The sequence below is a fragment of the Sphingomonas sp. Leaf198 genome, assembly GCF_001424005.1.
GTDB lineage: Bacteria > Pseudomonadota > Alphaproteobacteria > Sphingomonadales > Sphingomonadaceae > Sphingomonas.
This window is the reverse complement of sequence record NZ_LMPX01000001.1, coordinates 94,508-119,299: the sequence shown is the minus strand read 5'-3', so window position 1 is coordinate 119,299 and position 24,792 is coordinate 94,508. Positions and strand designations below refer to the sequence as shown.

26 protein-coding genes are annotated in these 24,792 nt (G+C 66.8%); 4 read left to right on the top strand and 22 right to left on the bottom strand.

Annotation, left to right across the window (positions count from 1 at the left end; genetic code table 11):
* Positions 1-34 precede the first annotated feature (34 nt).
* A complete protein-coding gene (locus tag ASG20_RS00570; RefSeq protein WP_056047248.1) occupies positions 35-1,465 on the top strand; it encodes an ABC transporter substrate-binding protein in 1,431 nt (476 codons plus the stop codon).
* Positions 1,466-1,470: 5 nt separating this feature from the next.
* Positions 1,471-1,896: a DUF4112 domain-containing protein gene (locus ASG20_RS00565; protein WP_056047244.1), complete on the top strand. Its 426-nt coding sequence runs from the start codon at positions 1,471-1,473 to the stop codon at positions 1,894-1,896.
* A 147-nt stretch (positions 1,897-2,043) separates the two neighbouring features.
* Here ASG20_RS00565 and ASG20_RS00560 read toward each other — a convergent pair whose 3' ends face one another.
* Genes ASG20_RS00560 through nadC form a run of 3 tightly spaced genes read right to left on the bottom strand, consistent with a single transcriptional unit; the run spans position 2,044 to position 4,102 of the window.
* Entirely contained in the window at positions 2,044-2,757 is a 714-nt protein-coding gene (locus tag ASG20_RS00560; protein WP_056047241.1) for a ribonuclease T2 family protein, read from the bottom strand.
* On the bottom strand, positions 2,754-3,209 hold the full coding sequence (locus ASG20_RS00555) for a hypothetical protein (RefSeq protein WP_156363985.1): 456 nt from the start codon (positions 3,207-3,209) through the stop codon (positions 2,754-2,756). The genes ASG20_RS00560 and ASG20_RS00555 overlap by 4 nt, the downstream gene beginning before the upstream one ends.
* 29 nt (positions 3,210-3,238) lie before the next feature.
* A complete protein-coding gene (nadC, locus tag ASG20_RS00550) occupies positions 3,239-4,102 on the bottom strand; it encodes a carboxylating nicotinate-nucleotide diphosphorylase (protein WP_056047236.1) in 864 nt (287 codons plus the stop codon).
* A 163-nt stretch (positions 4,103-4,265) separates the two neighbouring features.
* Between nadC and ASG20_RS19225 the strand changes: the two genes are divergently transcribed.
* Positions 4,266-4,415, top strand: a complete 150-nt coding sequence (locus ASG20_RS19225; RefSeq protein ID WP_156363984.1) for a hypothetical protein — start codon at positions 4,266-4,268, stop codon at positions 4,413-4,415.
* 4 nt (positions 4,416-4,419) lie between these two features.
* Here the strand turns inward: ASG20_RS19225 and nadA are convergent, their stop codons facing one another.
* From nadA to ASG20_RS00465, 17 genes are all read right to left on the bottom strand, one after another.
* Positions 4,420-5,418: a quinolinate synthase NadA gene (gene nadA / locus ASG20_RS00545; RefSeq protein ID WP_056047234.1), complete on the bottom strand. Its 999-nt coding sequence runs from the start codon at positions 5,416-5,418 to the stop codon at positions 4,420-4,422.
* 28 nt (positions 5,419-5,446) lie between these two features.
* A complete protein-coding gene (locus ASG20_RS00540) occupies positions 5,447-6,172 on the bottom strand; it encodes a DUF4230 domain-containing protein (RefSeq protein WP_056047231.1) in 726 nt (241 codons plus the stop codon).
* Complete coding sequence (locus ASG20_RS00535; RefSeq protein WP_056047228.1) at positions 6,154-7,011, bottom strand: MBL fold metallo-hydrolase; 858 nt, start codon at positions 7,009-7,011, stop codon at positions 6,154-6,156. The genes ASG20_RS00540 and ASG20_RS00535 overlap by 19 nt, the downstream gene beginning before the upstream one ends.
* A 428-nt stretch (positions 7,012-7,439) precedes the next feature.
* Positions 7,440-7,763 (bottom strand): Grx4 family monothiol glutaredoxin, encoded by a 324-nt coding sequence (grxD, locus tag ASG20_RS00530; protein ID WP_056047226.1) that lies wholly within the window; start codon positions 7,761-7,763, stop codon positions 7,440-7,442.
* Positions 7,764-7,785: 22 nt separating this feature from the next.
* The gene (locus tag ASG20_RS00525; RefSeq protein ID WP_056047223.1) at positions 7,786-8,016 is read right to left on the bottom strand and encodes a BolA/IbaG family iron-sulfur metabolism protein; all 231 of its coding nucleotides are present in this window, start codon (positions 8,014-8,016) and stop codon (positions 7,786-7,788) included.
* A gap of 1 nt (position 8,017) precedes the next feature.
* Positions 8,018-8,341, bottom strand: coding sequence for a DUF1476 domain-containing protein (locus ASG20_RS00520; RefSeq protein WP_056047222.1), 324 nt, complete (start codon positions 8,339-8,341; stop codon positions 8,018-8,020).
* 113 nt (positions 8,342-8,454) lie between these two features.
* Entirely contained in the window at positions 8,455-9,453 is a 999-nt protein-coding gene (locus ASG20_RS00515; protein WP_201780655.1) for an NADPH:quinone oxidoreductase family protein, read from the bottom strand.
* The gene (gene leuD / locus ASG20_RS00510; protein ID WP_056047216.1) at positions 9,416-10,045 is read right to left on the bottom strand and encodes a 3-isopropylmalate dehydratase small subunit; all 630 of its coding nucleotides are present in this window, start codon (positions 10,043-10,045) and stop codon (positions 9,416-9,418) included. Before leuD ends, ASG20_RS00515 begins: the two co-directional genes overlap by 38 nt.
* A gap of 112 nt (positions 10,046-10,157) precedes the next feature.
* Complete coding sequence (gene leuC, locus ASG20_RS00505) at positions 10,158-11,594, bottom strand: 3-isopropylmalate dehydratase large subunit (protein WP_443025855.1); 1,437 nt, start codon at positions 11,592-11,594, stop codon at positions 10,158-10,160.
* A 90-nt stretch (positions 11,595-11,684) separates the two neighbouring features.
* Positions 11,685-12,905, bottom strand: coding sequence for a hypothetical protein (locus tag ASG20_RS00500; protein WP_056047213.1), 1,221 nt, complete (start codon positions 12,903-12,905; stop codon positions 11,685-11,687).
* Between the two features lie 232 nt (positions 12,906-13,137).
* Complete coding sequence (locus ASG20_RS00495) at positions 13,138-14,073, bottom strand: alpha/beta hydrolase (protein WP_231420382.1); 936 nt, start codon at positions 14,071-14,073, stop codon at positions 13,138-13,140.
* Complete coding sequence (locus tag ASG20_RS00490) at positions 14,040-14,723, bottom strand: glutathione S-transferase family protein (RefSeq protein ID WP_056047209.1); 684 nt, start codon at positions 14,721-14,723, stop codon at positions 14,040-14,042. Before ASG20_RS00490 ends, ASG20_RS00495 begins: the two co-directional genes overlap by 34 nt.
* Complete coding sequence (locus ASG20_RS00485) at positions 14,723-15,358, bottom strand: 3-oxoacid CoA-transferase subunit B (protein ID WP_056047206.1); 636 nt, start codon at positions 15,356-15,358, stop codon at positions 14,723-14,725. The genes ASG20_RS00490 and ASG20_RS00485 overlap by 1 nt, the downstream gene beginning before the upstream one ends.
* Positions 15,358-15,666 (bottom strand): DUF5076 domain-containing protein, encoded by a 309-nt coding sequence (locus tag ASG20_RS00480; protein ID WP_056047204.1) that lies wholly within the window; start codon positions 15,664-15,666, stop codon positions 15,358-15,360. Before ASG20_RS00480 ends, ASG20_RS00485 begins: the two co-directional genes overlap by 1 nt.
* Positions 15,666-16,544, bottom strand: coding sequence for a 5'-nucleotidase, lipoprotein e(P4) family (locus tag ASG20_RS00475; protein WP_056047202.1), 879 nt, complete (start codon positions 16,542-16,544; stop codon positions 15,666-15,668). The genes ASG20_RS00480 and ASG20_RS00475 overlap by 1 nt, the downstream gene beginning before the upstream one ends.
* Before the next feature lie 77 nt (positions 16,545-16,621).
* Positions 16,622-17,332 carry a CoA transferase subunit A gene (locus ASG20_RS00470; protein ID WP_056047199.1) on the bottom strand — a complete coding sequence of 237 codons (711 nt, stop codon included), beginning with the start codon at positions 17,330-17,332 and terminating at the stop codon, positions 16,622-16,624.
* A gap of 210 nt (positions 17,333-17,542) precedes the next feature.
* Entirely contained in the window at positions 17,543-18,442 is a 900-nt protein-coding gene (locus ASG20_RS00465; RefSeq protein ID WP_056047196.1) for an SMP-30/gluconolactonase/LRE family protein, read from the bottom strand.
* A 91-nt stretch (positions 18,443-18,533) separates the two neighbouring features.
* Between ASG20_RS00465 and ASG20_RS00460 the strand changes: the two genes are divergently transcribed.
* Complete coding sequence (locus ASG20_RS00460; protein WP_056047194.1) at positions 18,534-20,177, top strand: thiamine pyrophosphate-binding protein; 1,644 nt, start codon at positions 18,534-18,536, stop codon at positions 20,175-20,177.
* A gap of 286 nt (positions 20,178-20,463) precedes the next feature.
* Here ASG20_RS00460 and alaS read toward each other — a convergent pair whose 3' ends face one another.
* Together alaS and ASG20_RS00450 are read right to left on the bottom strand one after the other, a co-directional pair.
* Positions 20,464-23,115: an alanine--tRNA ligase gene (gene alaS / locus ASG20_RS00455; protein ID WP_056047191.1), complete on the bottom strand. Its 2,652-nt coding sequence runs from the start codon at positions 23,113-23,115 to the stop codon at positions 20,464-20,466.
* Between the two features lie 369 nt (positions 23,116-23,484).
* The gene (locus ASG20_RS00450) at positions 23,485-24,765 is read right to left on the bottom strand and encodes a M24 family metallopeptidase (protein WP_056047188.1); all 1,281 of its coding nucleotides are present in this window, start codon (positions 24,763-24,765) and stop codon (positions 23,485-23,487) included.
* Positions 24,766-24,792 lie beyond the last annotated feature (27 nt).

Genomic DNA, 24,792 nt, shown 5'->3' with positions numbered 1-24,792 from the left:
CGTCAGGCGATCGGGACTCGTCCGGGGCGCGGCTATGCTGCTTGCGGGTTGCGTCACGTTGGCGGGGTGCGACCAGCGGCGCGATACCGGAGCGGTCGTCGTCAGTGCGATCGGCGCGCGTCCGGAAGCGGTCGATGCCAGTCGGGTCGCGCTCGATACCCCGGCGCGGCTGCTGATGGATTCGACCGCGCAGGGGCTCGTGCGGTTCGATGCGACCGGGCAGATCGAGCCTGGTATCGCCGAACGCTGGATCGTGATCGACGGCGGGATGAGCTACATCTTCCGCCTGCGCGAGGTGAGATGGAGCGACGGCACGCCGGTCACCGCGGCGCAGGTCGTGGCGATGCTGGAACGCCAGTTCCGAACCGGATCGCGCAATCCGCTGGCGCCGTTCATGACCGCGATCGACGAGATCGTCGTGATGACGCCGCAGGTCATCGAGGTGCGGCTGTCGCGCCCGCGCCCCGACCTGCTGAAGCTGTTCGCGCAACCCGAACTCGCGCTGCTGCGGTTGCAGCCCGTCAGCGGCACCGGGCCGTTCCATATCGCGCGCGGCGGGACCGCGCCGTTGCTGCGCCCCGCCTTCGATCCCGGCGAGGCGGACCCCGACGACCAGCATGACCTGAAGGCGGAGGAGGACGTCCGGTTGATCGGCGAACGCGCCGCGCGGGCGATCGCGCGGTTCGCCCATCGCGATTCGGACCTAGTCAGCGGCGGGAGCTTCGTCGACTGGCCGTTGCTCGCGACCGCCGACATCGCGCCCGCCAACATCCGCGTCGATCCCGCGGTCGGGCTGTTCGGGCTGGCGATCGTGCGGCGCGACGGGTTCCTCGCGGAGGCTGCCAACCGCGCGGCGATCTCGGAGGCGATCGACCGGACCGCGCTGACGACCGCGATCGCGCCTGCCTGGGATCCCGCGGATCGGATCCTGCCCGACATCCTCGATTCATCATCGCTGCCGCAGGTTCCGTCCTGGTCGCTGCTGTCGCAGGACGAGCGACGGGCGGCGGCGCGGCAGCGTGTGGCGGGCTGGACGGGCGGCCCGATCGCAGTGCGGATCGCGCTGCCCGCGGGCCCCGGTGCGACGCTGCTGTACGCGCATGTCGCCGCGTCGTTGATGGCGATCGGTATCACCCCGTCGCGCGTTGCGCTGGATGCCGAGGCCGAGCTGAAGCTGGTCGATGCGGTCGCCCCCTATGACAGCGCGCGCTGGTATCTGGCGAGCGCGTGTGTGGTGTGCGGCGAGGCTGCGCAGGCGGCGGTCGAGGCGGCGCGCGAGGCGCCGACGCTGGCGGAGCGGAGCGTGCGCATCGCCGCGGCGGACGCGGCGATGAACGAGGATGTCGCGTTCATCCCGCTGGCGCGCCCGCTGCGCTGGTCGCTGGTCACCGCGAGGCTGGCGCAGTGGCAGCCCAACCCGCGCGCGTGGCACCCGTTGAACCGGTTGCGCGCCGATACCAACTAGGATTCATGAAACCGACCGTCACCCGCATCACACCCGGATCGATCCTCGACTCGCTGCCGATGGGGCGCGATGCGCTGTCGGTTCGCCGCCGAGTCGAGGCGATGGAACGCGTGATGGAGGGGCTGTTCCAGATCCCCGGCACCAACCGCAAGGTCGGCCTGGACGTGATCCTCGATATCGTGCCGTTCGCGGGCAGCACGATCGCCGCGGCGGTCGGCGGCTGGATGGCGTGGGAGGCGCGCAACATCGGCATGTCGAAGGTCCAGGTGGCGCGGATGGCGGGCAATATCGGGTTCGACTGGGCGCTCGGGATGATCCCGTTCGTCGGCGCGATCCCCGATTTCTTCTTCCGCTCGAACACGCGCAACCTGCGGATCATCAAGAAGCATCTGGACCGGCACTACCCGTCGACGACGACGCTAGACGGGTAGAAGCGTCATGCCCTTGATCCTCCCCCGCCGGGGGTAGGTGGCAGGCGCCTGTCGGAGGGGTAGGTTGGGGAAACCTCTGTTCCGTGTCCTCCCCCTCCGTCGCTTTTAGCGCCACCTCCCCCTGGCGGGGGAGGATTGGAATAGTCCTTATCGGCTGCCGCGCCAGATTTTCAGCGGGGCACCGTCGGCCAGGCCACTCTGGTGGACGGGGCAGCGGCGGTAGCGGAAGCGGCGGTCTAGGCAGATCCAGACTTCATCGAGCCAGCCCTGTTTCGTCGCGGTCACGCGCATCATGTCGGCGTTGAGCCCGGGATTGGCGGACGCCATCGCGGTCGCAAAGCGTCCGGCGGTCAGCGGTGCGCGCGACAGCGAGTCCATGTCCGGATAGCGCAGCTTGCCGTACAGCCCGGCGGACTGGTTGAAATATTTCGCGGGTCGATAGCCCGGCATGCAGGTGCCGTGCTTGGCCCATTCGTGCTGGAGCAACTGCGCCGAGGGCGTGGTGCAGAGATGCGCGCGGATCACCGGTGGCGGGACGAACTCGGCTGCGCGACAATATTGCGGCCAGTCCTTGTCCACGCCGTCGGGCCACAGACCGTGCAGCGTGAAGCCGAAGCGGTTGGCCGCGCCGCACTGGAACTGCGACCCGGAGCGCGTGCCGTTGTCGCGGCAATATTGCGGGGCCCAGGTAATGGCGAGCGTGTAGCCGCCGATCGGGACGACGCGCTTGGGCTGGCTGTCGGACGGCAGGTCGGGGCGGACGCGCTCGACGGTGGCGGGGGTCGAGCATTGATAGGCCTGCGCCTGGGCTACTCCGGGCAGCGCCAGTGCCGCCGCAGCGATGGTCAGTCTAACGATCATGCGGCATGTCCTCGTCCAGCCTGGTCGAACCAGAGTTTCGCATCGGGTTTCAGGAGTTGCAGCGCCGCGCCGATGTAGACCACGCTCGCGACGATCGACAGCCCGAGCGTCGCGCTCGGCACCGCATGCCCGGTCGCCAACTGCACGAGCGAGATCGCGACGCCGATCGCGGAGAGCGCGGCCAGCACGATCACCACCCACCGCGCCACGCCGCTCGGCGCCCGCACGGTAAAATACCAGAGCGTCAGCGTGATCACGATCCCGGCGACCTCGAACGTCGGCAGGATCCAGCCGATCTTCGCGAGCATCGGCGTGGCCGCGACCATCGCCCTCCGCGGCCCCCAGCTCATCGCGGACACGATCAGCCCGATCACGAACGAGGCGAGATACAGCCGTTCGTAGCGCGTTATGGATACCGGCCTGATCATCGTCTTGTCCCCGTTATCGATCATGCTGCGACCGGGACGCGCCGGCGAGCCGGTCATGCCGTCGTGAAATCGAGGCCTATATCCGCCGCGGGTGCCGACTGCGTCAAGCGGCCGACCGAGACATAGGTCACGCCGGTCTCGGCGATCGCGCGGATCGTGTCGAGGTTGACGCCGCCCGACGCCTCGGTCGGCACGCGCCCGCCGACCAGCGCAACCGCCTCGCGCAACATCGCCGGCGGCATGTTGTCGAGCAGGAGATGCGTCGCGCCGGCCGCGAGCGCGGGAGCGATCTGGTCGATCCGGTCGACCTCGACGATGATGTGCGCGATCCCCGCATTACGCGCCCGGCGCACCGCTTCGGCGACGCCGCCGGCAACCGCGACGTGATTGTCCTTGATCATCGCGGCATCCCACAGACCCATCCGGTGGTTCTGCGCGCCGCCCATCCGGGTCGCGTATTTTTCCAGCACGCGCAGGCCGGGAATGGTCTTCCGCGTATCGAGCAGGATCGCGCCGGTGCCGGCGATCGCGTCGACATAGCTGCGCGTCATGGTAGCAACCCCCGACAGATGCTGGACGGTGTTGAGTGCGGACCGCTCGGCGGTGAGCATCGCCCGCCCTGCCCCTTCGAGTCGCATCAGGATCGTCCCCGCCGCAACCTGCTGTCCGTCCTGCACCAGTCGTTCGATACGGACGTCGGGATCGAGCGTCCGGAAGAACGCCTCGGCGAGATCCAGCCCGGCAACGACGATCGGGTCGCGGCTGTCCATGACGCCGGTGAATCGCGCGTCGGCAGGGATGACCGCGTTCGACGTGATGTCGCCGATCGTGCCCAGATCCTCCGCCAGCGTCGACGCGACGAACGCGTCGACGACGAACTGTGCCGGCAATCCGACGTCGGGCAATGCTGCGTTCATCTCAAGACTCCCAGTGGCGACGCGTCGGTCGTATCAGTGCAGATGCCGACGAGCATATTGCGGGGCCAGCGAAATCGCCGCATCTGTCTGCACCATAAAGATTTTCGCGTTGGAACCGAACATCCCCAGGCGAGTTTGCCTGACCGATACCGAGGAACGATCGATGCATACCAAGACGATGGCCGAGACAGCACGTTTGACCCAGCTGCTTGGCGAGGCCCTCGTACTGGCCGACACGCTCGAACTGACCATCGCCGCGATCCATATCGATCAGGCGCTGGCCCAGGTGCCCAAGACCGCGCCCTCGGCCTGACGGATCAGGCGTTCGCACAGCCGGCGGGGCCGAGATCGCCCTTGCCGACGGTGTTCGACGCCATCCGCAGCATCGCATCGAGGCTCTTCTTCGCCTGGAGGCGCAGGCCTTCCTCGATCTCGATCCGCGGGCTGAGATCGCGCAGCGCGACGTAGAGCTTTTCCAGCGTGTTGAGCGCCATGTACGGGCAGATGTTGCAGTTGCAATTGCCGTCGGCGCCGGGCGCACCGATGAAACGCTTGTTTGGGAGCGCCTTTTCCATCTGGTGGATGATGTGCGGTTCGGTCGCGACGATCAGCGTGTCGCCGGGCATCGCCAGCGCGTAGTCGAGGATACCGCGCGTCGAGCCGACGTAATCCGCGTGGTCGAGGATGATCGGTGGGCATTCGGGATGCGCGACGACGGGCGCGCCGGGGTGCTGCGCCTTGAGCTTCATCAGCTCGGTCTCGCTAAACGCCTCGTGGACGATGCAGACGCCGGGCCAGAGCAGCATGTCGCGGCCGGTCTTCCGCGCGAGATAGCCACCGAGGTTGCGATCGGGGCCGAAGATGATCTTCTGCTCGGGCGGGATCTGCGCGAGGATCGCGTCCGCCGACGACGAGGTGACGATGATGTCGGAGAGTGCCTTCACCTCGGTCGAGCAGTTGATGTAGGTCAGCGCGATGTGATCGGGATGCTTCGCGCGGAACGCGGCGAACTGCTCGGGCGGGCAGCTATCCTCGAGACTGCATCCGGCATCCATGTCGGGCAGCACGACGATCTTGTCGGGCGATAGAATCTTGGCGGTCTCGGCCATGAAGCGCACGCCGCAGAACGCGATCACGTCGGCATCGGTCGCCGCCGCCTTGCGCGACAGGTCGAGGCTGTCGCCGACGAAATCGGCGAGATCCTGAAGCTCGGGCTTCTGGTAGTAATGCGCGAGGATGACGGCGTTCTTCTCCTTGCGGAGGCGCTCGATCTCGGCGCGGATGTCGATACCCGCAAAGTTCTGGTTCAATTCCATCGTCGTATCCCGAATAGCCCGATCGCGTTTACTGGCGGTTCCCTAGCACGTCCTGCAGCGAGCGCGAGGTATCCCAGCGCTCCCCGTTCGCGACCGGCTCGTCGGCGAAACGCACCGCGACGGTCGCGTCGATCCCGGCGGCGCGCAACGGCATCGCGAAACTGCGTTCCACGGCACGGCGGGTTGCGTCGCGCGCGAGCTTGATCATCGCCGGTTCGCGCGCCTGGCGGATCAGCTCGATCTGGCCGGCGCGGCGGTTGGCATCGTCGAGGCGCTTCTCGGCGTCGGTGAAGGTGGTCAGCACGCCGCCCGAGCCATATTCGCGGACCGCGTTCAGATCGACCTGTGGGCCGTCCGCCTCGACCGCGGGCAGGCGTACCGCCAGCGTCTTGGTGGCGCCGTCCCAGGCGACGTCGGCCTGCGTCAGCTTGCCCATGTCGACCTCGTACCGGACCATGCCGGGCATGATCAGCGTCTTCTCGGTGGTGAAACCGAGCTGCGACTGTTTCGAGGTGACGACCGCGACATAGCGCGCGGCGAACGCGGACAGGCGGTTCTGCTCGCGCAGCCCCTCCAGGCTGGCGCTCGCGATCGTCGTCGGATCGGGAGTCAGCCGGTCGCTGACATAGCGCTGCACGCCCCACAGCGCGAGCAGCCCGGCGAGCACGAGGATGACGACGAACCCCGCCGCCTTGGCCAGGAAGCCGCCGACGCCGGAACCGGTATTGGGCGCATTCAAATCTTGATCTGCCATGTTTCGCCTTCCTCGATCACCAAGCCACGGTTTTGCAGGTCGTAGAGATGCGCGAGCACCGACCGCTCTGCGGCAGGCGTGAGCCGCGCGTCGAGCCCGACATACATCTGGGCCACCATCCGTCCGATCGGCTGTGGTTCGCTCCGCAACAGCCGCAGGATCTGCCCCTCGCGCTGTTTGCGATGGCCGAGCATGCCGCGGACCAGCCGCTGCGGCTTCTCGACCGCTTCGCCGTGGCCGGGATAATAGACCCGGTCGTCGCGACGCATCAGCTTTTCGAGGCTCGTCATGTACGCCGCCATGTCGCCATCGGGCGGCGAGACGATGGTCGTCGACCAGCCCATGACGTGATCGCCCGAAAACAATGCGTTGGTCTCGGGCAAGGCGAAGGCGAGATGATTCGAGGTGTGACCGGGCGTCGCGATCGCTTCCAGCATCCAGCCTTCGCCGGCGATCGTGTCCCCCTCGGCCATCACCCGATCGGGCGCGTAGGCGGCGTCGAACGACGCATCCCCGCGTGCGCTGGAATACTCGATATCGAACGGTGCGGCGCCGACGATCGGCGCACCGGTGATGGCCTGGAGCGGGCGTGTCGCGGGGCTGTGATCGCGGTGATGGTGCGTGACGACGATCGCGGTGACGGGGCGGCCGTCGATCGCGCGGATCAGCGCGGCGATGTGCGCGGGATCGTCGGGGCCGGGATCGATCACCGCCAGATCGGCCGTGCCGACGATATGCGTCTGCGTACCGGTGTAGGTGTAGGGCGACGGATTGGGCGCGAGCACGCGAACGACGAGCGGCTCGAGCTGGATCGGGATTCCGGTCGGGTGCTCAGCCATACGACCGAGATGGCCGTTGCGAGCGGGGATGGCAAGACCCCGTCATCGGGCAGCAGTGTCGGCGGATTTTACACACCGCGGACCAGCGCTTCGGCGATTAACTAACATATGTGGCGTAGATCGGTGGGATACCACGTTCTGGCACGCGCACTGCATCGTCTGTCACGTCACCGAACGCTGCGGCGTTCAAGCAGGGTGGATCGATCGCTACCGTCCGGTCTCGCATCGATCCATCCTCCCCGGTGCCTCTCAGGATTAAGATGCATCGGTCGGTTTTCCCGTCACCCTGACGAAATTCAGGATCCGGGGTAACGGGACGCAGCACCTCGTGGCTCTGGATCCTGACTTTCGTCAGGATGACGGGGGTGGGGTGAGGCATGCTGGCCGAGGTGCCCCCCGGATGCTCCGCCCCGCCCCCAGCGGAAACTTCAGACCGTCTTCTGCTTCTCGAACAGCTGCGCCAGCTCGCCGCTCTCGTACATTTCCATCATGATGTCGGAGCCGCCGACGAACTCGCCTTCAACGTAGAGCTGCGGGATCGTCGGCCAGTCCGAATAGGCCTTGATGCCCTGGCGGATGCCCTGGTCCTGCAGCACGTCGACGCTCTCGAACTCGACTTCGAGGTGGTTGAGGATCGCGATCGCGCGGCTGGAGAAGCCGCACTGCGGGAAGAGCGGGCTGCCCTTCATGAACAATACCACGGGGCTGGCTTTGACTACCGCGTCGATGCGGGCGTTCGTGTCGTCGGTCATGTCTTGGGTCATCTCCGGGTCCTCAGGAAATTGCGGTGGTAAGCTGGAGTGCGTGCAGGACGCCGCCCATGCGGCCGCCCAGCGCGGCGTAGACCGCCTGGTGCTGCTTCACGCGGCTCAGGCCGGCGAAGCTCGGCGCGACGACCTTGGCGGCGTAGTGATCGCCGTCGCCGGCGAGATCGGTGATCTCGACCTGCGCATCGGGAATCGCGTCGCGGATCATCGTCGCGATGTCGTGGGCAGCCATCGGCATCTTACTGCGCCTCCAGCAACTGGCGACGCGCTTCGATCATCTGCTGCGCGAGCGCGCGGCGGACGGTCGCCTCGTCGTGATCGAGCCCGGCTGCGGTCAGGTCGCCGACGAGCTTGCGCACGACGTCGTCGTCGCCGCCGCCTTCCATGTCGGCATGGACGAGCGCGGTGGCATAGGCGTCGGTTTCTTCCGGCGTCAGCTGCATCTCATGCGCCGCCCAGCCGCCGAGCAGGCGATTGCGCCGCGCGGTGATGCGAAACGCCATCTCCTCCTCGCGCGCGAAATGCGCCTCGCTGGCGCGTTCGCGATCGTCGAAACTGGTCATTGCGCAAGTCCCCGGTACAGCCGTGTATCCAGCCGGAGATAGGTCGCGGACCGCGCATGCGCAATAATGGCCGTGGAACACGGCGTCGCGAACCTTGGCGCGGGCCGCCGGGGTCAGCCGACCTCGACCACCAGCTTGCCGATCGCACCGCGTGCCGCCATCTTCGCGATCGCCTTGCCGCCGTCCTCGAACGCGAAGACTTCGGTGACGCGAGGCGCGATCTTGCCTGCTTCCCACAGGTCGAACAGCGTTTCGATATGTGCTTGGTTCGCCTTGGGATCACGCGCCGCGAACGCCCCCCAGAACACGCCGCAGACGTCGCAGCTTTTGAGTAGCGTGAGGTTAAGCGGGAGTTTCGGGATGCCGGCAGGGAAACCGACGACGAGGTACTTGCCCTCCCACGCGATCGATCGGAGCGCGGGCTCGGCATAATCACCACCTACCGGATCGTAGATCACGTGTGCGCCGTCGCGACCGACCGCGGCCTTGAACTGCTCGGCGAGCGCTTTCGACTGGTCCTTGTCGAACGGGGCGCGGGCGTAGATCAGCGTTTCGTCAGCACCGGCGGACTTGGCGGCGGCGGCCTTCTCCTCTGACGAGACCGCGGCGACGACCTTGGCGCCAAATGCCTTGCCGAGTTCGATCGCGGCGAGCCCGACCCCGCCGGCCGCGCCGAGCACGAGCAACGTCTGCCCCGCCTTGATATGGCCACGGTCGAGCAGCGCGTGGATCGTCGTGCCGTAGGTGAGAATCAGCGAGGCGCCCTCGGCGAAGCTACGCCCTTCGGGAAGGCGGTAGAGCTTGGCGGGATCGGCAATGACCTTTTCGCACAGCCCGCCATGGCCGAGCATCGCGATCACGCGGTCGCCGACTGCCCAGCCGGTGACGCCTTCGCCGATCGAGTCGATCGTGCCGGCGATCTCGCCGCCCGGTGCGAACGGGCGTTGCGGCTTGAACTGGTATTTGTCCTCGATGATCAGGACGTCGGGGAAGTTGATCGCGCAGGCCTTGACCGCGACGACGACCTGTCCGGGGCCGGCTGCCAGATCAGGCAGCTCGACCATTTCCAGAGTTTCAGGTCCGCCGACTGCCTTCGACACCAATGCTCGCATACCCGCTCTCCACCGTCGTCCAGGGGCGATTCGATGCGACCGCCTCCTCGAATTTCGAAATCTGGGTATCCCTTGCCAGCGTCAGGCCGACTTCGTCCAGCCCTTCCATGAGGCACTGGCGGCGGAATGCGTCGAGTTCGAAGGTGAAGCGGTCCTGGAACGGGGTGGTGACGGTCATCGTCTCGAGATCAACGGTGACAATCTGATCCTTGGCGACCTCGAGCAGGCGGTCGATCGCCTCCTGGGGCAGCACGACGGGGACGATGCCGTTCTTGAACGCGTTGCCCGAGAAGATGTCGGAGAAGCTCGGCGCGATCACCGCGGTGATGCCCATGTCGGCGAGCGCCCAGGCGGCATGCTCCCGGCTGGAACCGCAACCGAAATTATCGCCCGCAATGAGGATCGGCGACCCGGCATAGCGCGGATCGTCGAAGATGCTGCCGGGTTGCGCACGGACCGTCTCGAACGCGCCACGGCCGAGGCCGGTGCGCGTGATCGTCTTCAGCCAGTGCGCCGGAATGATGACGTCGGTGTCGATGTTCTTCGCGCCCCAGGGATAGGCGCGGCCCGAGACGGTCGTGACGGGGGTCATCGCTGTTCCGTGCGCTCCGGGCCCGAGCGCTCCGGGGTGGTGCGCGCCGATGCGACATAGGCCGCGACGCCGCTGATCATCGCGCCAGCCGCCAGCAGTACGAAAACCTTCTTCATGCTCGTTCCCCCATCAACTCTCTGACGTCGCTCAGCTTACCGGTCACCGCCGCCGCTGCCGCCATCGCGGGTGATACCAGATGCGTGCGCGCTCCGGGACCCTGTCTGCCGACGAAATTACGGTTCGACGTGGAAGCGCAACGCTCCCCCGCAGGGACTTTGTCCGGGTTCATCGCGAGACACATCGAACAGCCCGGTTCGCGCCATTCGAAGCCGGCGGTTATGAAGATCCGGTCGAGCCCTTCGGCTTCGGCTTGGCGCTTCACGAGGCCCGAACCGGGGACGACGAGCGCGCGGACACCGGTGGCGACATGGCGACCGTCGGCGATCGCCGCAGCGGCGCGGAGGTCCTCGATGCGGCTGTTGGTGCAGCTGCCGATGAAGACGTGCTGGATCGTGACGTCGCGCATCGCGGTGCCGGCGGTGAGGCCCATATAGTCGAGCGACTTCTGGGCGGCGGCCTGCTTGGCGGGATCGGCGAAGCTCGACGGTTCGGGGACGACTCCGGTGATCGGCACGACGTCCTCGGGGCTCGTGCCCCAGGTGAGACCGGGGGCGATATCGGCAGCGTCGAGCGTGACGGACTTGTCGTATTTCGCGCCGGGATCGGTGGCGAGACTACGCCACCACGTCACCGCGCGGTCCCAGTTCTCGCCGGTCGGAGCCATCGGGCGGCCCTTGAGATAGGCGAAAGTGGTGTCGTCGGGCGCGATCAGGCCGGCGCGCGCGCCCGCCTCGATCGACATGTTGGCGATCGTCAGGCGACCTTCGATCGACATCGCGCGGATCACGCTGCCGGTGAATTCGATGACGTGGCCGGTGCCGCCCGCAGCGCCGATCTTGCCGATGATCGCGAGGATGACGTCCTTCGGGGAGACACCGAAACCGAGTTCGCCATCGACGCGGACTTCCATCGTCTTGGCCTGCGACAACAGCAAGGTTTGCGTGGCGAGGACGTGCTCGACTTCGCTCGTGCCGATCCCGAACGCGAGCGCGCCGAGTGCGCCGTGCGCCGACGTGTGGCTGTCTCCGCAGACGAGCGTGGTGCCGGGAAGCGTGAAACCCTGTTCGGGGCCGACGACGTGGACGATGCCCTGCTCGATAGCCATCGCGTCGATATAGTCGATGCCGAACTCGGACGTATTGCGGCGGAGCGCGTCGAGTTGCTGCGCGCTCTCAGGGTCGGCGATCGGCAGGACGCGGCCAGCGGCATCTTTGCGCGCGGTGGTCGGCAAATTGTGATCGGGGACGGCGAGCGTCAGGTCGGGGCGGCGGACCTTGCGGCCTGCGACGCGGAGGCCTTCGAACGCCTGCGGACTGGTGACTTCGTGGACGAGGTGGCGGTCGATATAGATCAGGCAGGTGCCGTCGTCGCGGCGTTCGACGACGTGCGCCGCCCAGATCTTTTCGTACAGCGTTTGGGGAGTGGCCATGATGGGCGGGCGTTTAACCGATAGTTGCGCCCGGGCAAAGCCCCGGCGCAACTATCGGCCTTGATCCATGCAGGCATCGCCGCATTCGACTTATGCGTCCTGCGCAAGATCCTTCACGGACGACACCAGGACACCGACGACGATCGGATTGCCGAGCGCCGATGTCGTCGTCACGACCAGATTGCTGGACGCATTGAACGTCGTGCTCGTATTGGTCGTGCTGTCGGAGCTGTTGCTGACATAATAGGGCCAGCAACCATAGCCCTCGTTGCTCTGCGCGTTGGCATAGGTCTGCTCCGCGGTACTGAACGCCTGCGACGATGTCGTTATCGTCGACGTACCGTCGGCGATGATCAAGCTGGTGACGACATATTGCATCGATCCCTCGGGGCCGAACAGCGCATCCCACTGCGTCAGATCGGTCCATACCGCGGCCGTCTTGTTGTTGTAAGCGTAGGCCAGTGCGGCGCCATAATACCACGGCAGATAGGTCGTCTTGTCGGCGTCGATCGATTCACCGGAGAGCGGCAGCGCCGCCACGTTGATGAAATGATCGTAGGACACCGTGACCGTGAAGGAGGACGAGGCGAACGTCTGTGAGAAATCGGTCGATGCCGAACTGCTCGACTTGGAATAGAAGTACGTCCCGCCGGTCGAGCTGCTACTGTTCGCCCAGGAATTGCTGATATCCGACGAGGCTTGGGCCGACTCCATCGTAAAATTCACGCCGGGCGCGACGCCGATGTCGCCCAGCACCCCTTCATAGGTCTGGTTGAATGCCGCCGGGCCGCCGAGCGGCAGGTTCAATTGCAACTCCTGCGCGATGTAGATCGGGTTCTCGAATCCCGCGCGGTACAGCGTATAGCATTGCGCAGCGGATCCGGGGTTCGGCACCAATTCCGCCATCGACCAGTTCTGGAACAGATTCTGCAATGCGGTCTGGAGAACGATCGCGGAATCGCTGAATGCGGAGGGATTGGCCGTGAAATAGGCGCTCTTCGCGGCGGCCCACGACTTCGTGTTGTCCGCGCCCATCGCCTTGTTCAGATCCACCACGCTCGATGCCTGCACGAACGACAGCAGCGAGGTGTATTGGCTCGAAAGGCTGACCAGCGTGTCGGGCGAATAATATTGGATAACCGTGTCGGCGGGCAGCGCGTCCATCATGTCCCAGAGTTCATCGGTCGTCCGCGGCAGGATGACGTCACCCTGGCAGAGCTGGAACTCCTCCACCGACAGGTTGAGCTCCTTGGCCAGCGTATTGTACCATTTTGCGTTCACCGTATCGAGAACCGTGCCGGGATCTGACATGACTTTCCTTTCAGAAAAAGACGCAGATATCCACCAGGTTAAAGATTACGGATCTTCCCCCGACGTTCCAGCGCCATCCACAAGGTCGGACTCTTCGGTTACTATCGTCAACGACGACAGCGTCCATTATGAAGCATTACAGGAGTATTAAGGATCCCTGTCGCGACAACAGAATCAGAGATTCCAATAGTATCGCATCCGATATGGCGCGACGTGCGAACTATCGAAATTCTTAGCGGACGGCGGGTACGCTCGCCGATGCGTCCAGCACGCGGTTCAGGAACGCAACGCTGTCGGCCAGCACCGGGGCCTTGCCGCGGAACGGTTTCGAGAGTGCCATCGCGACGTTCTCGTGGCTGAGGCCGGGATAATCGATGTGTGTCACCGGCGCCCCGAGCGCCTTCAGCCGCGCGGTTAGGTTGATCGCGTTGTGCGGCTTTACCTGCGTGTCGTCGCCGGCGGTGATCAGCAGCATCGGCGGGGCGTCGCGCCGCGCGAAGTGGATCGGCTGAGTCATCACCGGGTCGGCGGCGCCCTGCATCGCGTCGATCGCGCGTTTCGCGGTGAAGGGGTAGAAATCGTAGGGCCCGCACAGGCCGACCGCGGCCTTGATAATGTTCGGGTCGACGCCTTCGGCCTTCAGCCAGCGTTCGTCGAGCGTCAGCATCGCGACGGTGTAGGCGCCGGCGGAATGGCCGGCGACGGCGATCCGGTTCGGGTCGCCGCCCGCCGCGGCGATGTGGTCGCGGGTCCATTTCACGGCTTCGGCGCCGTCCTGGAGGAAGGCGGGGAAGCGGACGTCGGGTACTTTGCGGTAGTCGGGCATGACGACGACGTAGCCCGCCTTCGCATAGGCGCGCGCCGCAAACGCGTAGGCGCCGCGCGAGCCGTGGACCCAGCCGCCGCCGTACCAGAAGATCAGCACCGGCAGGCCGGTTTTCGCGCCGCCGGACGGGCGCCAGACGTCGAGCTTCTGCCCGTGCGTACCGAACGGGACGCCTTCGCGGATGCGTGCGGTCCCGCGTCCGCCACCCATCACGCCGTCGAGGACGCTGAGCGTGCCGGGGCCTGCGGTGAACGCCGTGCCTGCGATCAGGATGACGATCAGCGCTATGACGATCGCGGCGCGGCGCATCAGCGGCGGAAGTCCGCGGTGATCGATCCGCATGTGACGAGGTCGGCCTCGTGGCTTTCCTCGCGCCATGTCTCGGCGAGCGCGGTCGCTTCCCATTCGCGCATCGCCGGGTGGGCGATGATCCGCTCGACCCAGGCGAGTCCAGCCGCACCGACGTCGATCCCGTAGGTCCGGACGCGGAACGCCACTGGTGCAAAGAACGCGTCGACGGCGGTGAACTCGGCGCCAGCGAGCCACGGGCCACCGAACCGGTCGAGTCCCTCGCTCCAGAGTTCGGCGATCCGCGCGACGTCGCGGTCGAGCGCGTCGCTGCCGGGGGCGGCATTCACGCGGACGCCGACGTTCATGGTCCGCTCGTTGCGGAGCGCGGAAAACCCGCCGTGCATCTCCGCCGTCGCGCAGATCGCCCACGCCCGTGCCTCGGCGTCGGAAGGCCAGACGCCGTCGTGACGCTCGGCAAGGTACAGGACGATGCCGAGCGAGTCCCATACCGTCCGCTCGCCGTCGATCAGCACCGGCACCTGCCCGGTCGGCGAGAAGGCGCGGAACGCCTCGTAATTGACGGGCTCCAGGAACGGCTCGATCCGGTCCTCGAAGTCGATGCCGAGCGCCTTCATCAGGGCCCAGGGGCGCAGCGACCAGCTCGAGTAATTGCGGTTCGCGGTGACGAGGGTGTAGCCCATCAGGCGGTGTAGCGCGCTGTGGTCTTCGCGGCGATCTCGTCCGCGGTCACGCCCGGCGCCATCTCGACGAGCGTGAACGGGCTGTCGTGATCGGGGCGCTGGAACACGGCCAAGTCGGTGACGATCATGTCGACGACGTTCTTGCCGGTAAGCGGCAGCGTGCAGGACGGGATGAACTTGGGGCTTCCGTCCTTGGCGGTGTGGTCCATCACGACGATGATCTGCTTGACGCCCGCGACGAGATCCATCGCGCCGCCCATGCCCTTGATCATCTTGCCGGGGATCATCCAGTTGGCGATGTCGCCGCCTTCGCTGACCTCCATCGCGCCCAGCACCGTGAGATCGATATGGCCGCCGCGGATCATCGCGAAGCTGTCCGACGAGCTGAAATACACCGACGAGGGGAGCTCGCTGATCGTCTGCTTGCCGGCGTTGATCAGGTCGGCGTCTTCCTCGCCCGCATACGGGAACGGGCCGATCCCGAGCATGCCGTTTTCCGACTGGAGCGTGACGGTCATCCCCTCGGGAATGTTGTTCGCGACCAGCGTCGGGATGCCGATGCCGAGATTGACGTAATAGCCGTCCTTCAGTTCCTGCGCCGCACGCGCGGCCATCTGGTTACGGTCCCAGGGCATCAGTGCATTCCTTCCTGGATGGTGGTGATGGTCGTGAATTGTTCGCGGAGCTCGGTGCCGACGCCGTCGACGATCGCCTGCAACGCGGCGTCCTCGTCGAGGCCCCAGGTGCCCGCATAGGCGCGCGCGGCGTGGCGGATCGTGTCGGCGAGGAGGTAGCCGAACACGGTCGGATCCTCGAGGATGCCCGCGTCGATCAGCACGTTGCTGCCGGCGCCGTTGGTGATCCAGATCCGCGCGACCTCGACCGATTCACTCGTGAGTTGGGCGCCCTTGTCGAGCGCGATCGCGTTTGGGTGGTCGGCCATCAGCGTACGCCTCCTGTCGGGGCCCAGCGGACTGCTGGCGGGAATACCTCGTCGCGGTTGCCTTTGAGCGCGGTGCCGTAGACGGGGTTGGGGAGGACGAACCACCCTGCCCCCCATCTGGCCGCGATCGCGGGCGACTGGACTGTTGCGCGGCGGGTGGCGGGGGTCTGGCCGGCGTTGAACAGGTCGCTGAAGTCGCCGAGCTGATCGCCGCCCATCGCGACGACGCAGTATTTCGCGGCGATCGTCGCGCGTCGGCCGTCCTTCTTCGAGCCCGTCGCATCGTCGCCGGCGAGGAACAGCGTTTCGCCGTGTCGCGCGGGGCCGAGGCCGGCGGCTTCGATCGTGGCCTCAGTCTGTGCGGCGTTGGCGGCGGAGCGGTTGGTGTTGAAGATCACCGTGACGCCCATCGCGCGGAGTTGGGTGAGCGCATTCAGCGCGCCGGGGACGGGTGCGACCTGCTTGACGCCGGTGCGCTCCCAGTCCTGCCAGCGGGGATCGGACCAGGGTTGGCCGGAGGACGCGTCGTATTCGAAGCCGAGGTTGAGGAGGACGGTTTCGTCGACGTCGAACACGGCGGCTTTTGGCTTGGTGCCGCAGGGGGTCCAGGCGGGGGCGGCCAGCGAAGCGCCTTGCGCGAGGACGACGGAGGTTGGCGTGCGTTGCGCGCGGACATAGCCGACGAGCGCGCTCCAAGCCTGAATGCTGACCGCCGCCGCTTCGCCCGAGGCGTAGAGATACTGCATGCCGGCGGGGACGCCGTCGACGGTGACGGGTGCGGAGACAGTCGGCGTCGCTGCGATCGACGTCGGCGCGGAGACACTTACGCACCCCTGCAAAACCAGTGCCCCTGCGAACGCAGGGGACCAGGATACCAAGCGCCACGCCTGCGACCCTGGGCTCCTGCGTTCGCAGGAGAACGGGGAGCGCTTCCGATCCACCATCAGGCCTCGCTTCACGCGGAAACCCGCTCGCGGACGGTGCGGAACTCGATCTGCTTGTCGTACGGCGCACCGACGATCATCCGCTTCACGTAGATGCCGGGCAGGTGGATCATGTCGGGGTCGAGGCTGCCGACGGGGACGATCTCCTCGACCTCGGCAACGCAGATCTTGCCCGCGGTCGCCATCGGCTGGTTGAAGTTGCGCGCGGTCTTGCGGAAGATGAGGTTGCCGCTTTCGTCCGCCTTCCACCCCTTGATGATCGCGAGATCGGCGCGGATGCCGCGTTCGAGGATGTATTCCTGGCCGTCGAAGACCTTGGTTTCCTTGCCCTCGGCGACCTGCGTGCCGACGCCGGTCTTGGTGTAGAAGCCGGGGATGCCAGCCCCCCCTGCCCGGCAGCGTTCGGCGAGCGTGCCCTGCGGGCAGAATTCGACCTCGAGTTCGCCGCTGAGATATTGCCGCTCGAATTCCTTGTTCTCGCCGACATAGGACGAGATCATCTTCTTCACCTGGCGCGAGCGGAGCAGTTTCCCCAACCCCTGCCCGTCGATCCCGGCATTGTTGCTGGCGATCGTGAGGTCCTTTACGCCAGACGCCTCGATCGCGTCGATCAGCCGCTCGGGGATGCCGCACAGCCCGAACCCGCCCGCGCAGATCGTCATGCCGTCGAACAGCACGCCTTCGAGCGCCGCCGCCGCGTCGGTGTAGAGCTTGTTCGCCATGCATCCTCCTATGGTCTTTCGCCTCGCATAAGCCGGTGGTTGGCGCTCGGCAACGTAGCGCGGATCGACTTTTCACGATCCTCCCCCGCTAGGGGGAGGTGGCTGGCTCTTGCCAGACGGAGGGGGAGGAAAGGGAAACCCCTGTTCCGTGTCCTCCCCCTCCGTCACCTTCGGCGACACCTCCCCCTAGCGGGGGAGGATACAATGGCTTCAATACGCCAGCTTCAGGCCGGGGCGCTTCCACCGGGTCTTCACCAGCCGGCCGCTGCCCGAGCAGGTGATGTACGCGTCCATGCCATCCGCGCCGCCCCAGCAGATGTTGGTCGTGAACACGTCGTCGGTCGCGACGAACTCGACCAGCTCCCCCGCCAGCGAAATCACGCTGATCCCGCATTCGCCGATCGTCGCAACGCAGATGTTGCCGAATGCTTCGACGCCGAGCGAATCGAAGAACTTGTAGCCGGCGGGGCGGTAGAGCGGCGTGCCCGAAGTGTTGGCGACTTTGCCCGGTGCGACGATGTCGAACGCCATCAGGCGGCAGATGTAGGTTTCCGCCGCGTAGAGCCGCGTGCCGTCTGGCGAGAGGCCGATACCGTTGGGGTTTTCGCTCGGAAAGATCACTTCCTCCAGGTGACTGCCATCCGACTTCGCGTAGAAGATGCCGGTGATGTCGCGGGCGCGTTCGCGCGATTTGCCGTGGTCGGTGAACCAGAAGCCGCCGTGCGAATCGAAGACGATGTCGTTGGGTCCGCGCAACGAGCAGGCGAAATCGCCGTCCTTGTAGAGGATCTCGACCGCGCCGGTGGCGATGTCGATCCGCTCGATCCGGCCGCCGGAATAGTCGCCCGGCTGGCCATGCGGGGTGAGGAAGCCGTTCGTCTCGCGCCAGGCGAAGCCACCATTGTTGCAGCAATACAGCTTGCCGTCGGGGCCGACCGCGAGGCCGTTGGGGCCGCCGCCGGGTTCGGCGACGGTCGCTTTTGTGCCATCGGGAGCGATGCGGGTGATGCGGCCGGCTTCGACCTCGACGAGGATGACGCTGCCGTCGGGCATCGCCACCGGCCCTTCGGGAAAGCGCAGGCCGTCGGCGACGGTGGTGAAGTCTGTCATGATCCTCTCCGGGCGAGTCGGGTTGGTCCCGGCTTCGTTGCCAGCGTAACCGCGTCTCGACTTCGCGCGCAACGGACGGCAGGATGCGCCGATGATCACACCACGCACCGGCGGCCGTATCCTGGTCGACCAACTCGTCGCACAGGGCTGCGACCGGATTTTCACCGTGCCGGGGGAGAGCTTCCTGGCCGTGCTCGACGCGCTGCACGATACGCCCGCGATCGATCTCGTCGTGTGCCGGCAGGAGGGCGGTGTCGGGTTCATGGCGTGCGCGGACGGGACGTTGACCCACCGGCCGGGGGTGGCGTTCGTGACGCGCGGGCCGGGTGCGACCAACGCGTCGATCGGCGTCCATGTGGCGATGCAGGATTCGCAGCCGATGATCCTGTTCGTCGGCGATATCGACCGCGGCACGCGCGACCGCGAGGCGTTCCAGGAGATCGATTTCCAGGCGATGTTCGCCCCCATCGCGAAGTGGGCAGCGCGGATCGACGATGCGCGGCGGATCCCGGAATATGTCGCGCGGGCCTATGCGACGGCGATGTCGGGGCGGCCGGGGCCGGTGGTGCTCGCGCTGCCCGAGGACATGCTGCTGGACATGGTCGACGCGGTCGATCGGCCGCGGGTCGAGCGGGTGGCGCAAGGGTGTGATGCCGACACGATGGATTTGCTTGCGGATTTGCTGACGACGGCGGAGCGGCCGGTGGCGATCGTTGGCGGGGCTGGCTGGGATGTCGCGGCGTCGGGGGCGTTCTCGACGTGGGCGGATCGCAACGGGATTCCGGTGGCGGCGGCGTTTCGGCGGCAGGATGCTGTTCCGAACGACTGCCCGGTTTGGGCAGGCAATTTGGGGTATGGACCCAATCCGAAGCTGGTCGAGCGGGTGAAGGCGGCGGATCTGCTTTTGGTGGTCGGACCTCGGCTTGGGGAGGCGACGACCGATGGCTATGCGCTGATCACGCCGGATCATCCGGGGCAGCGGCTGATCCATGTACATCCTGATCCGGACGAGTTGCACTGGGCGTACCGCGCGGATGTCGCGGTGTGTGCGGGGATGGCGGAGTTTGCCGAGGCGTTGCTGGCGGTCGACCTGCCGCCGCGCACTGCCGGACAGGAGGCGCATGCGGAGTGGCTCGACTGGTCGACGCCGGCGCCGCGCGATCTGGTGATGGATCTCGGGCCATGTGTGGCAGCGATGCGCGAGCGGCTGCCGGCGGATGCGATCCTCTGCAACGGGGCGGGGAATTATTCGGGGTGGTGGCATCGGTACTGGGCGTATGCCGGGCCGGGCACGCAGCTTGCGCCGACCGCGGGCGCGATGGGGTATGGCGTGCCGGCGGCAGTGGCGGCTTCGTTGCGGCATCCGGAGCGGACTGTGGTGGCGCTGGCCGGCGACGGGTGTTTCCTGATGAACGGGCAGGAACTGGCGACCGCGGTGGCGCATGGCGCGGACATGCTGGTGCTCGTCGTCGATAATGGCGGGTATGGGACTATCCGGATGCACCAGGAGCGGGAGTATCCGGGGCGGGTGTCGGGGACCGGGTTGCGGAACCCGGACTTCGCCGCGCTGGGGCGGGCTTATGGGTGTTGGGCCGAGACGGTCGAGCGGACTGAGGATTTTGCGGGGGCTTTGGACCGGGCGATGGGGCGTGGCGGGGTGCGGATGTTGCACCTGGTGACGGATATCGAGGCGATTACTGCGGGGACTACGCTGTCGAAGGTGCGTGGGGGCTGAGCCTCGTTTCCCGCTCGAACCACTTACCCAACACACGAGCACCACCCCGGCGGAGGCCGGGGCCCAATTGGGGGACGGTGGTAACTGAGCGTGGTGTTTCGTTACCTCGGACGTGCCAATTGGGCCCCGGCCTTCGCCGGGGTGGAGGTTGTGTTGGTTGTCGCGCTCTCTTCTGTTCCCCCGCGAAGGCGGGGGTCCAGGAGCCGAGGCAGCTAGCGGTATTTAGCTGGGCCCCCGCGTCCGCGGGGGAACATTGCTTGGGGTTAGTGTGCGGCGATGGCGAGTTTCAGGCGCCCGCCGCCTCCAGCTTTGCCCGGACCGCCGCGACGGCGTCCGCGGCCTTGTCACCATCGGGACCACCGCCCTGCGCCATGTCGGGACGGCCGCCGCCGCCCTGCCCGCCTAGCGTCGAGACCGCGATCTTGAGCAGGTCGACCGCGTTGTGGCTGGCCACCAGATCCGCCGTCACGCCGACCGCGACCGAAGCGCGGCCGTCGTTGATCGCTACCAGCATCGCGATGCCGGAGCCCAGGCGCTGCTTGGCTTCGTCGACCGCGCCGCGCAGGCCCTTGGCTTCGAAGTCGTTGAGCACCTGGCCGATGAATGCGACGCCGCCGACCTGTTCCGGCCCCGCCGCTTCGCCCGATCCACCACCGCCGAGCGCGAGCGCCTTCTTCGCGTCGGCGAGTTCGCGTTCGAGGCGGCGGCGATCTTCGAGGAGCGAGGCTACGCGCGCCGGGACCTCGTCGGGGGTCGATTTGAGTGCCGCCGCAGCCTCGCGGAGGCGATCGTCACGGCTGGTCAGGTAGGCGCGCGCCGCTTCGCCGGTGAGCGCTTCGACACGGCGGATGCCGCTCGAGACCGCGCCCTCGCCGACGACCTTGAATAGGCCGATGTCGCCGAGCGCGTTGACGTGCGTGCCGCCGCAGAGTTCGATCGAGTAGGTGCCGTCCTCGGTCGACCCCATCGACACGACGCGCACCTCGTCGCCGTATTTCTCGCCGAACAGCGCCATCGCGCCCATTGCGATCGCGTCGTCGGGGGTCATCAGCAGCGTCGTGACCGCGCCGTTGCCGCGGACCTGCGCGTTCACGTCGGCCTCGACCTGCGCGATGTCGGCGGGGGTCATCGCGACCGGCTGCGAGAAGTCGAAGCGCAGGCGATCGGGCGCGACGAGGCTGCCCTTCTGCGCGACGTGCGTGCCGAGGCGTTCGCGCAGGGCTTCGTGCAGCAGATGCGTCGCAGAGTGGTTCGCACGGATCTGTGCGCGGCGGGCGACGTCGATCTGGAGCTTGACCGGGTCGCCGACCTTGATCTCGCCGGCATCGATGATCGCGTGATGGACGAACACGCGGCCTAGCTGCTTCGAGGTCTCGGTGACGTTGGCGTGCAGACCGCTGTCGTTCGAGATGTCGCCGGCATCGCCGACCTGTCCGCCGCTCTCACCATAGAACGGCGTCTGGTTGACGACGATCGCGACCGTATCGCCGGTGGTGGCGTGGTCGACGCGGGCGCCGTCCTTGACCAGTGCGACGACTTCGCCTTCGCCGGTGTCGGACGCATAGCCGAGGAATTCGGTGCCGCCGGTCTGCTCGACGATGTCGAACCAGACGTCGTCCGAAGCCTTCGCGCCCGAGCCCTTCCAGGCGGCGCGGGCGGCGCGCTTCTGCTCGGCCATCGCGGTGTCGAAGCCTGCGCGGTCGACCGCGATGTTGCGTTCGCGCAGCGCGTCCTCGGTCAGGTCGTACGGGAAGCCGTAGGTGTCGTAGAGCTTGAACGCGACGTCGCCGGCCAGCGTGCCGTCGGTCATGTCCGCGGTCGCCTCGTCGAGGAGCTTCAGCCCCTTGTCGAGCGTCTGGCGGAAGCGCGTTTCCTCCTGCTGCAACGTCGCCTCGATCAGCGGACGTGCACGCGACAGTTCGGGGTACGCGGCGCCCATCTCGGTGACGAGCGCGGGGACCAGACGGTGCATCAGCGGCTGCTTGGCGCCGAGGATGTGCGCGTGACGCATCGCGCGGCGCATGATCCGGCGCAGGACGTAACCGCGGCCCTCGCTCGCAGGCAGCACGCCGTCCGCGATCAGGAAGCCGGCGGTGCGCAAATGATCGGCGATCACGCGGTGGCTGGCGGTGTTGGCGCCATCGGTCGCGGTGTGCGTCAGCGCGCCCGACGCCGCGATCAGCGCCTTGAATGTGTCGGTGTCGTAATTGTCGGTGACGCCCTGCATGACCGCGGCGATGCGCTCGAGCCCCATGCCGGTGTCGATCGACGGTTTCGGCAGGTTGCCGACGATCTCGGCATTCTCCTGCTCGTATTGCATGAACACGAGGTTCCAAATCTCGACGAAGCGATCGCCGTCCTCGTCAGGGCTGCCGGGAGGGCCGCCAAAGATGTGGTCGCCGTGGTCGTAGAAGATTTCCGAGCATGGCCCGCACGGCCCGTTGTCGCCCATCGACCAGAAATTGTCCTTGGTCGGGATACGGATGATGCGATGGTCGGGGAGACCGGCGATCTTCTTCCAGAGGTCGAACGCCTCGTCGTCGGTGTGGTAGACGGTGGCGGTCAGCTTGTCCGGCGAGAGGCCCCATTCGCGCGTGAGCAACGTCCAGGCGTGGACGATCGCCTGTTCCTTGAAATAATCGCCGAACGAGAAATTGCCGAGCATTTCGAAGAAGGTGTGGTGGCGCGCGGTGTAGCCGACATTGTCGAGATCGTTGTGCTTGCCGCCGGCGCGGACGCATTTCTGCGACGAGGTGGCCGTGGTGTAGGCGCGCGATTCGAGGCCGGTGAAGACGTTCTTGAACGGCACCATCCCGGCGTTGACGAACATCAGCGTCGGGTCGTTCTGCGGCACGAGCGGTGCGGAGGGCACGATCTGGTGCCCCTGCGATCCGAAATAGTCGAGGAAGCCGCGGCGGATGTCGTTCGTCGATGTCATGCGCGGGGACTTAGGCGAGCGGGGCGGTTCGCTCAAGTGGAGGTGTGTGGGGGGCCGTGCAGTAGAAGAGGGTGTCGGTGAACGCCCGCGCTGCACGCATCCGATTGAAACGAAGAGAGCTTGTTTCCCCGCGAAGGCGGGGACCCAGACTGGGCTCCCGCCTTCGCGGGAGAACAAGGAGGCGGGTGCTGCGGTTCGGCCCCGGTGCACCACCCCGGCGCGGGCCACCACCCCGGCGGAGGCCGGGGCCCAATTGGAGAGGTGGAAATAATGGAGAGCAGCGCTTCGTTATCGCCGTCCCCCAATTGGGCCCCGGCCTTCGCCGGGGTGGTGGTGTTGGTGGGGGTGGTGGCGTTCCTCGGGCGTCCACTACCCCAACGGTGCATCGATCGACTTGGGCGGCTCGCTGAACCATTTCGGGCCCGCATCGGTCATGTGGAAGCAATCCTCGATCCGCACGCCGTACCGTCCGGGAATGTAGATCCCCGGTTCGTCCGAGAAACACATGCCCGCCGCCAGCCTGGTCGTCTCGCCGCGGACGAGGTTGACGGGTTCGTGGCCGTCCATGCCGATGCCGTGGCCGGTGCGATGCGACAGGCCGGGGAGCTTGTACCCCGGCCCATAGCCGAGCGTCTCGTAATACCGGCGAACCGCGTCGTCGACGCTGCCGGCGGGTGCGCCGATCTTGGCGGCGGCGAACGCGATCTGCTGGCCGCGGGCGACCTGGTCCCACGTCTTGCGCTGGTCGGCGGTTGCCGCGCCGTGGACCCAGGTGCGAGAGATGTCGGACTGGTAACCCTGGACGGTGCAGCCGCAGTCCATCAGAACGATCTGGCCGTCGGCGACGCGGTGGATCTCGCGGCTGCCGTGCGGATAGGCGGACGCCTCGCCGATCAGCGCGAGCGCGAACTCGGGCGCGCCGCCCAGTTTCTTGGTCGCGGTATTCATGAGCGCGCCGATCTCGGGGCCGGTCATGCCCTTCTCGACGCGCGGCTTCGTCCAGCGATAGGCGGCGAGCGTGACCTCCGTCGCCGCCTGCATCAGCGCGATCTCGGCGGGGGTCTTGATCATCCGGCAGGCGCGGACGACCGGGTCGGCGGACACGATCTTCGCCCCTGGCAACACGCGCGCGAGCCCGGCATAGGCGAAGTAGCGCACCTCCGCCTCAAGCCCGATCGGCCGCGCGGCGAGCTTGCGGTCGCGCAGGAAACCGGCGACCACGGCGAGCGGGTTCTCGTCCTCCTGCCAGACGCGGACCTCGGCGGGGACGGCGAGCGTCTCGCGCACCGACGGTTCCTCGAAGAACGGCGTGACGATGCACGGTTCGCCCTCGACCGGAAGGATCGCCAGCGTCAGCCGCTCGCTCGTGTGCCAGCGAACGCCGGTGAAGTAGATCATCGACGATCCCGGCTCGATCAGCACCGCGCCGATGCCCGCCGCCTTCATCAGTGATTGCGCGCGGACCAGCCGCGCGGCGCGTTCGGTGGCGTCGATCGGCCTGGTCGTGCCGGTGATGTCGGACAGCGCCGACAGGTCGGGCTCGGCGGCGCGGAGGATCGCGGTGGTCGACAGCAACGGCGCCGCGATGGCGAGGCTCAGCAGGTCGCGACGCGAGGGGCTGAAGGCGGGCTTGTGGCGTGCGGTCGACATCGCCGGACGATAGGGTCCTTGACCCGG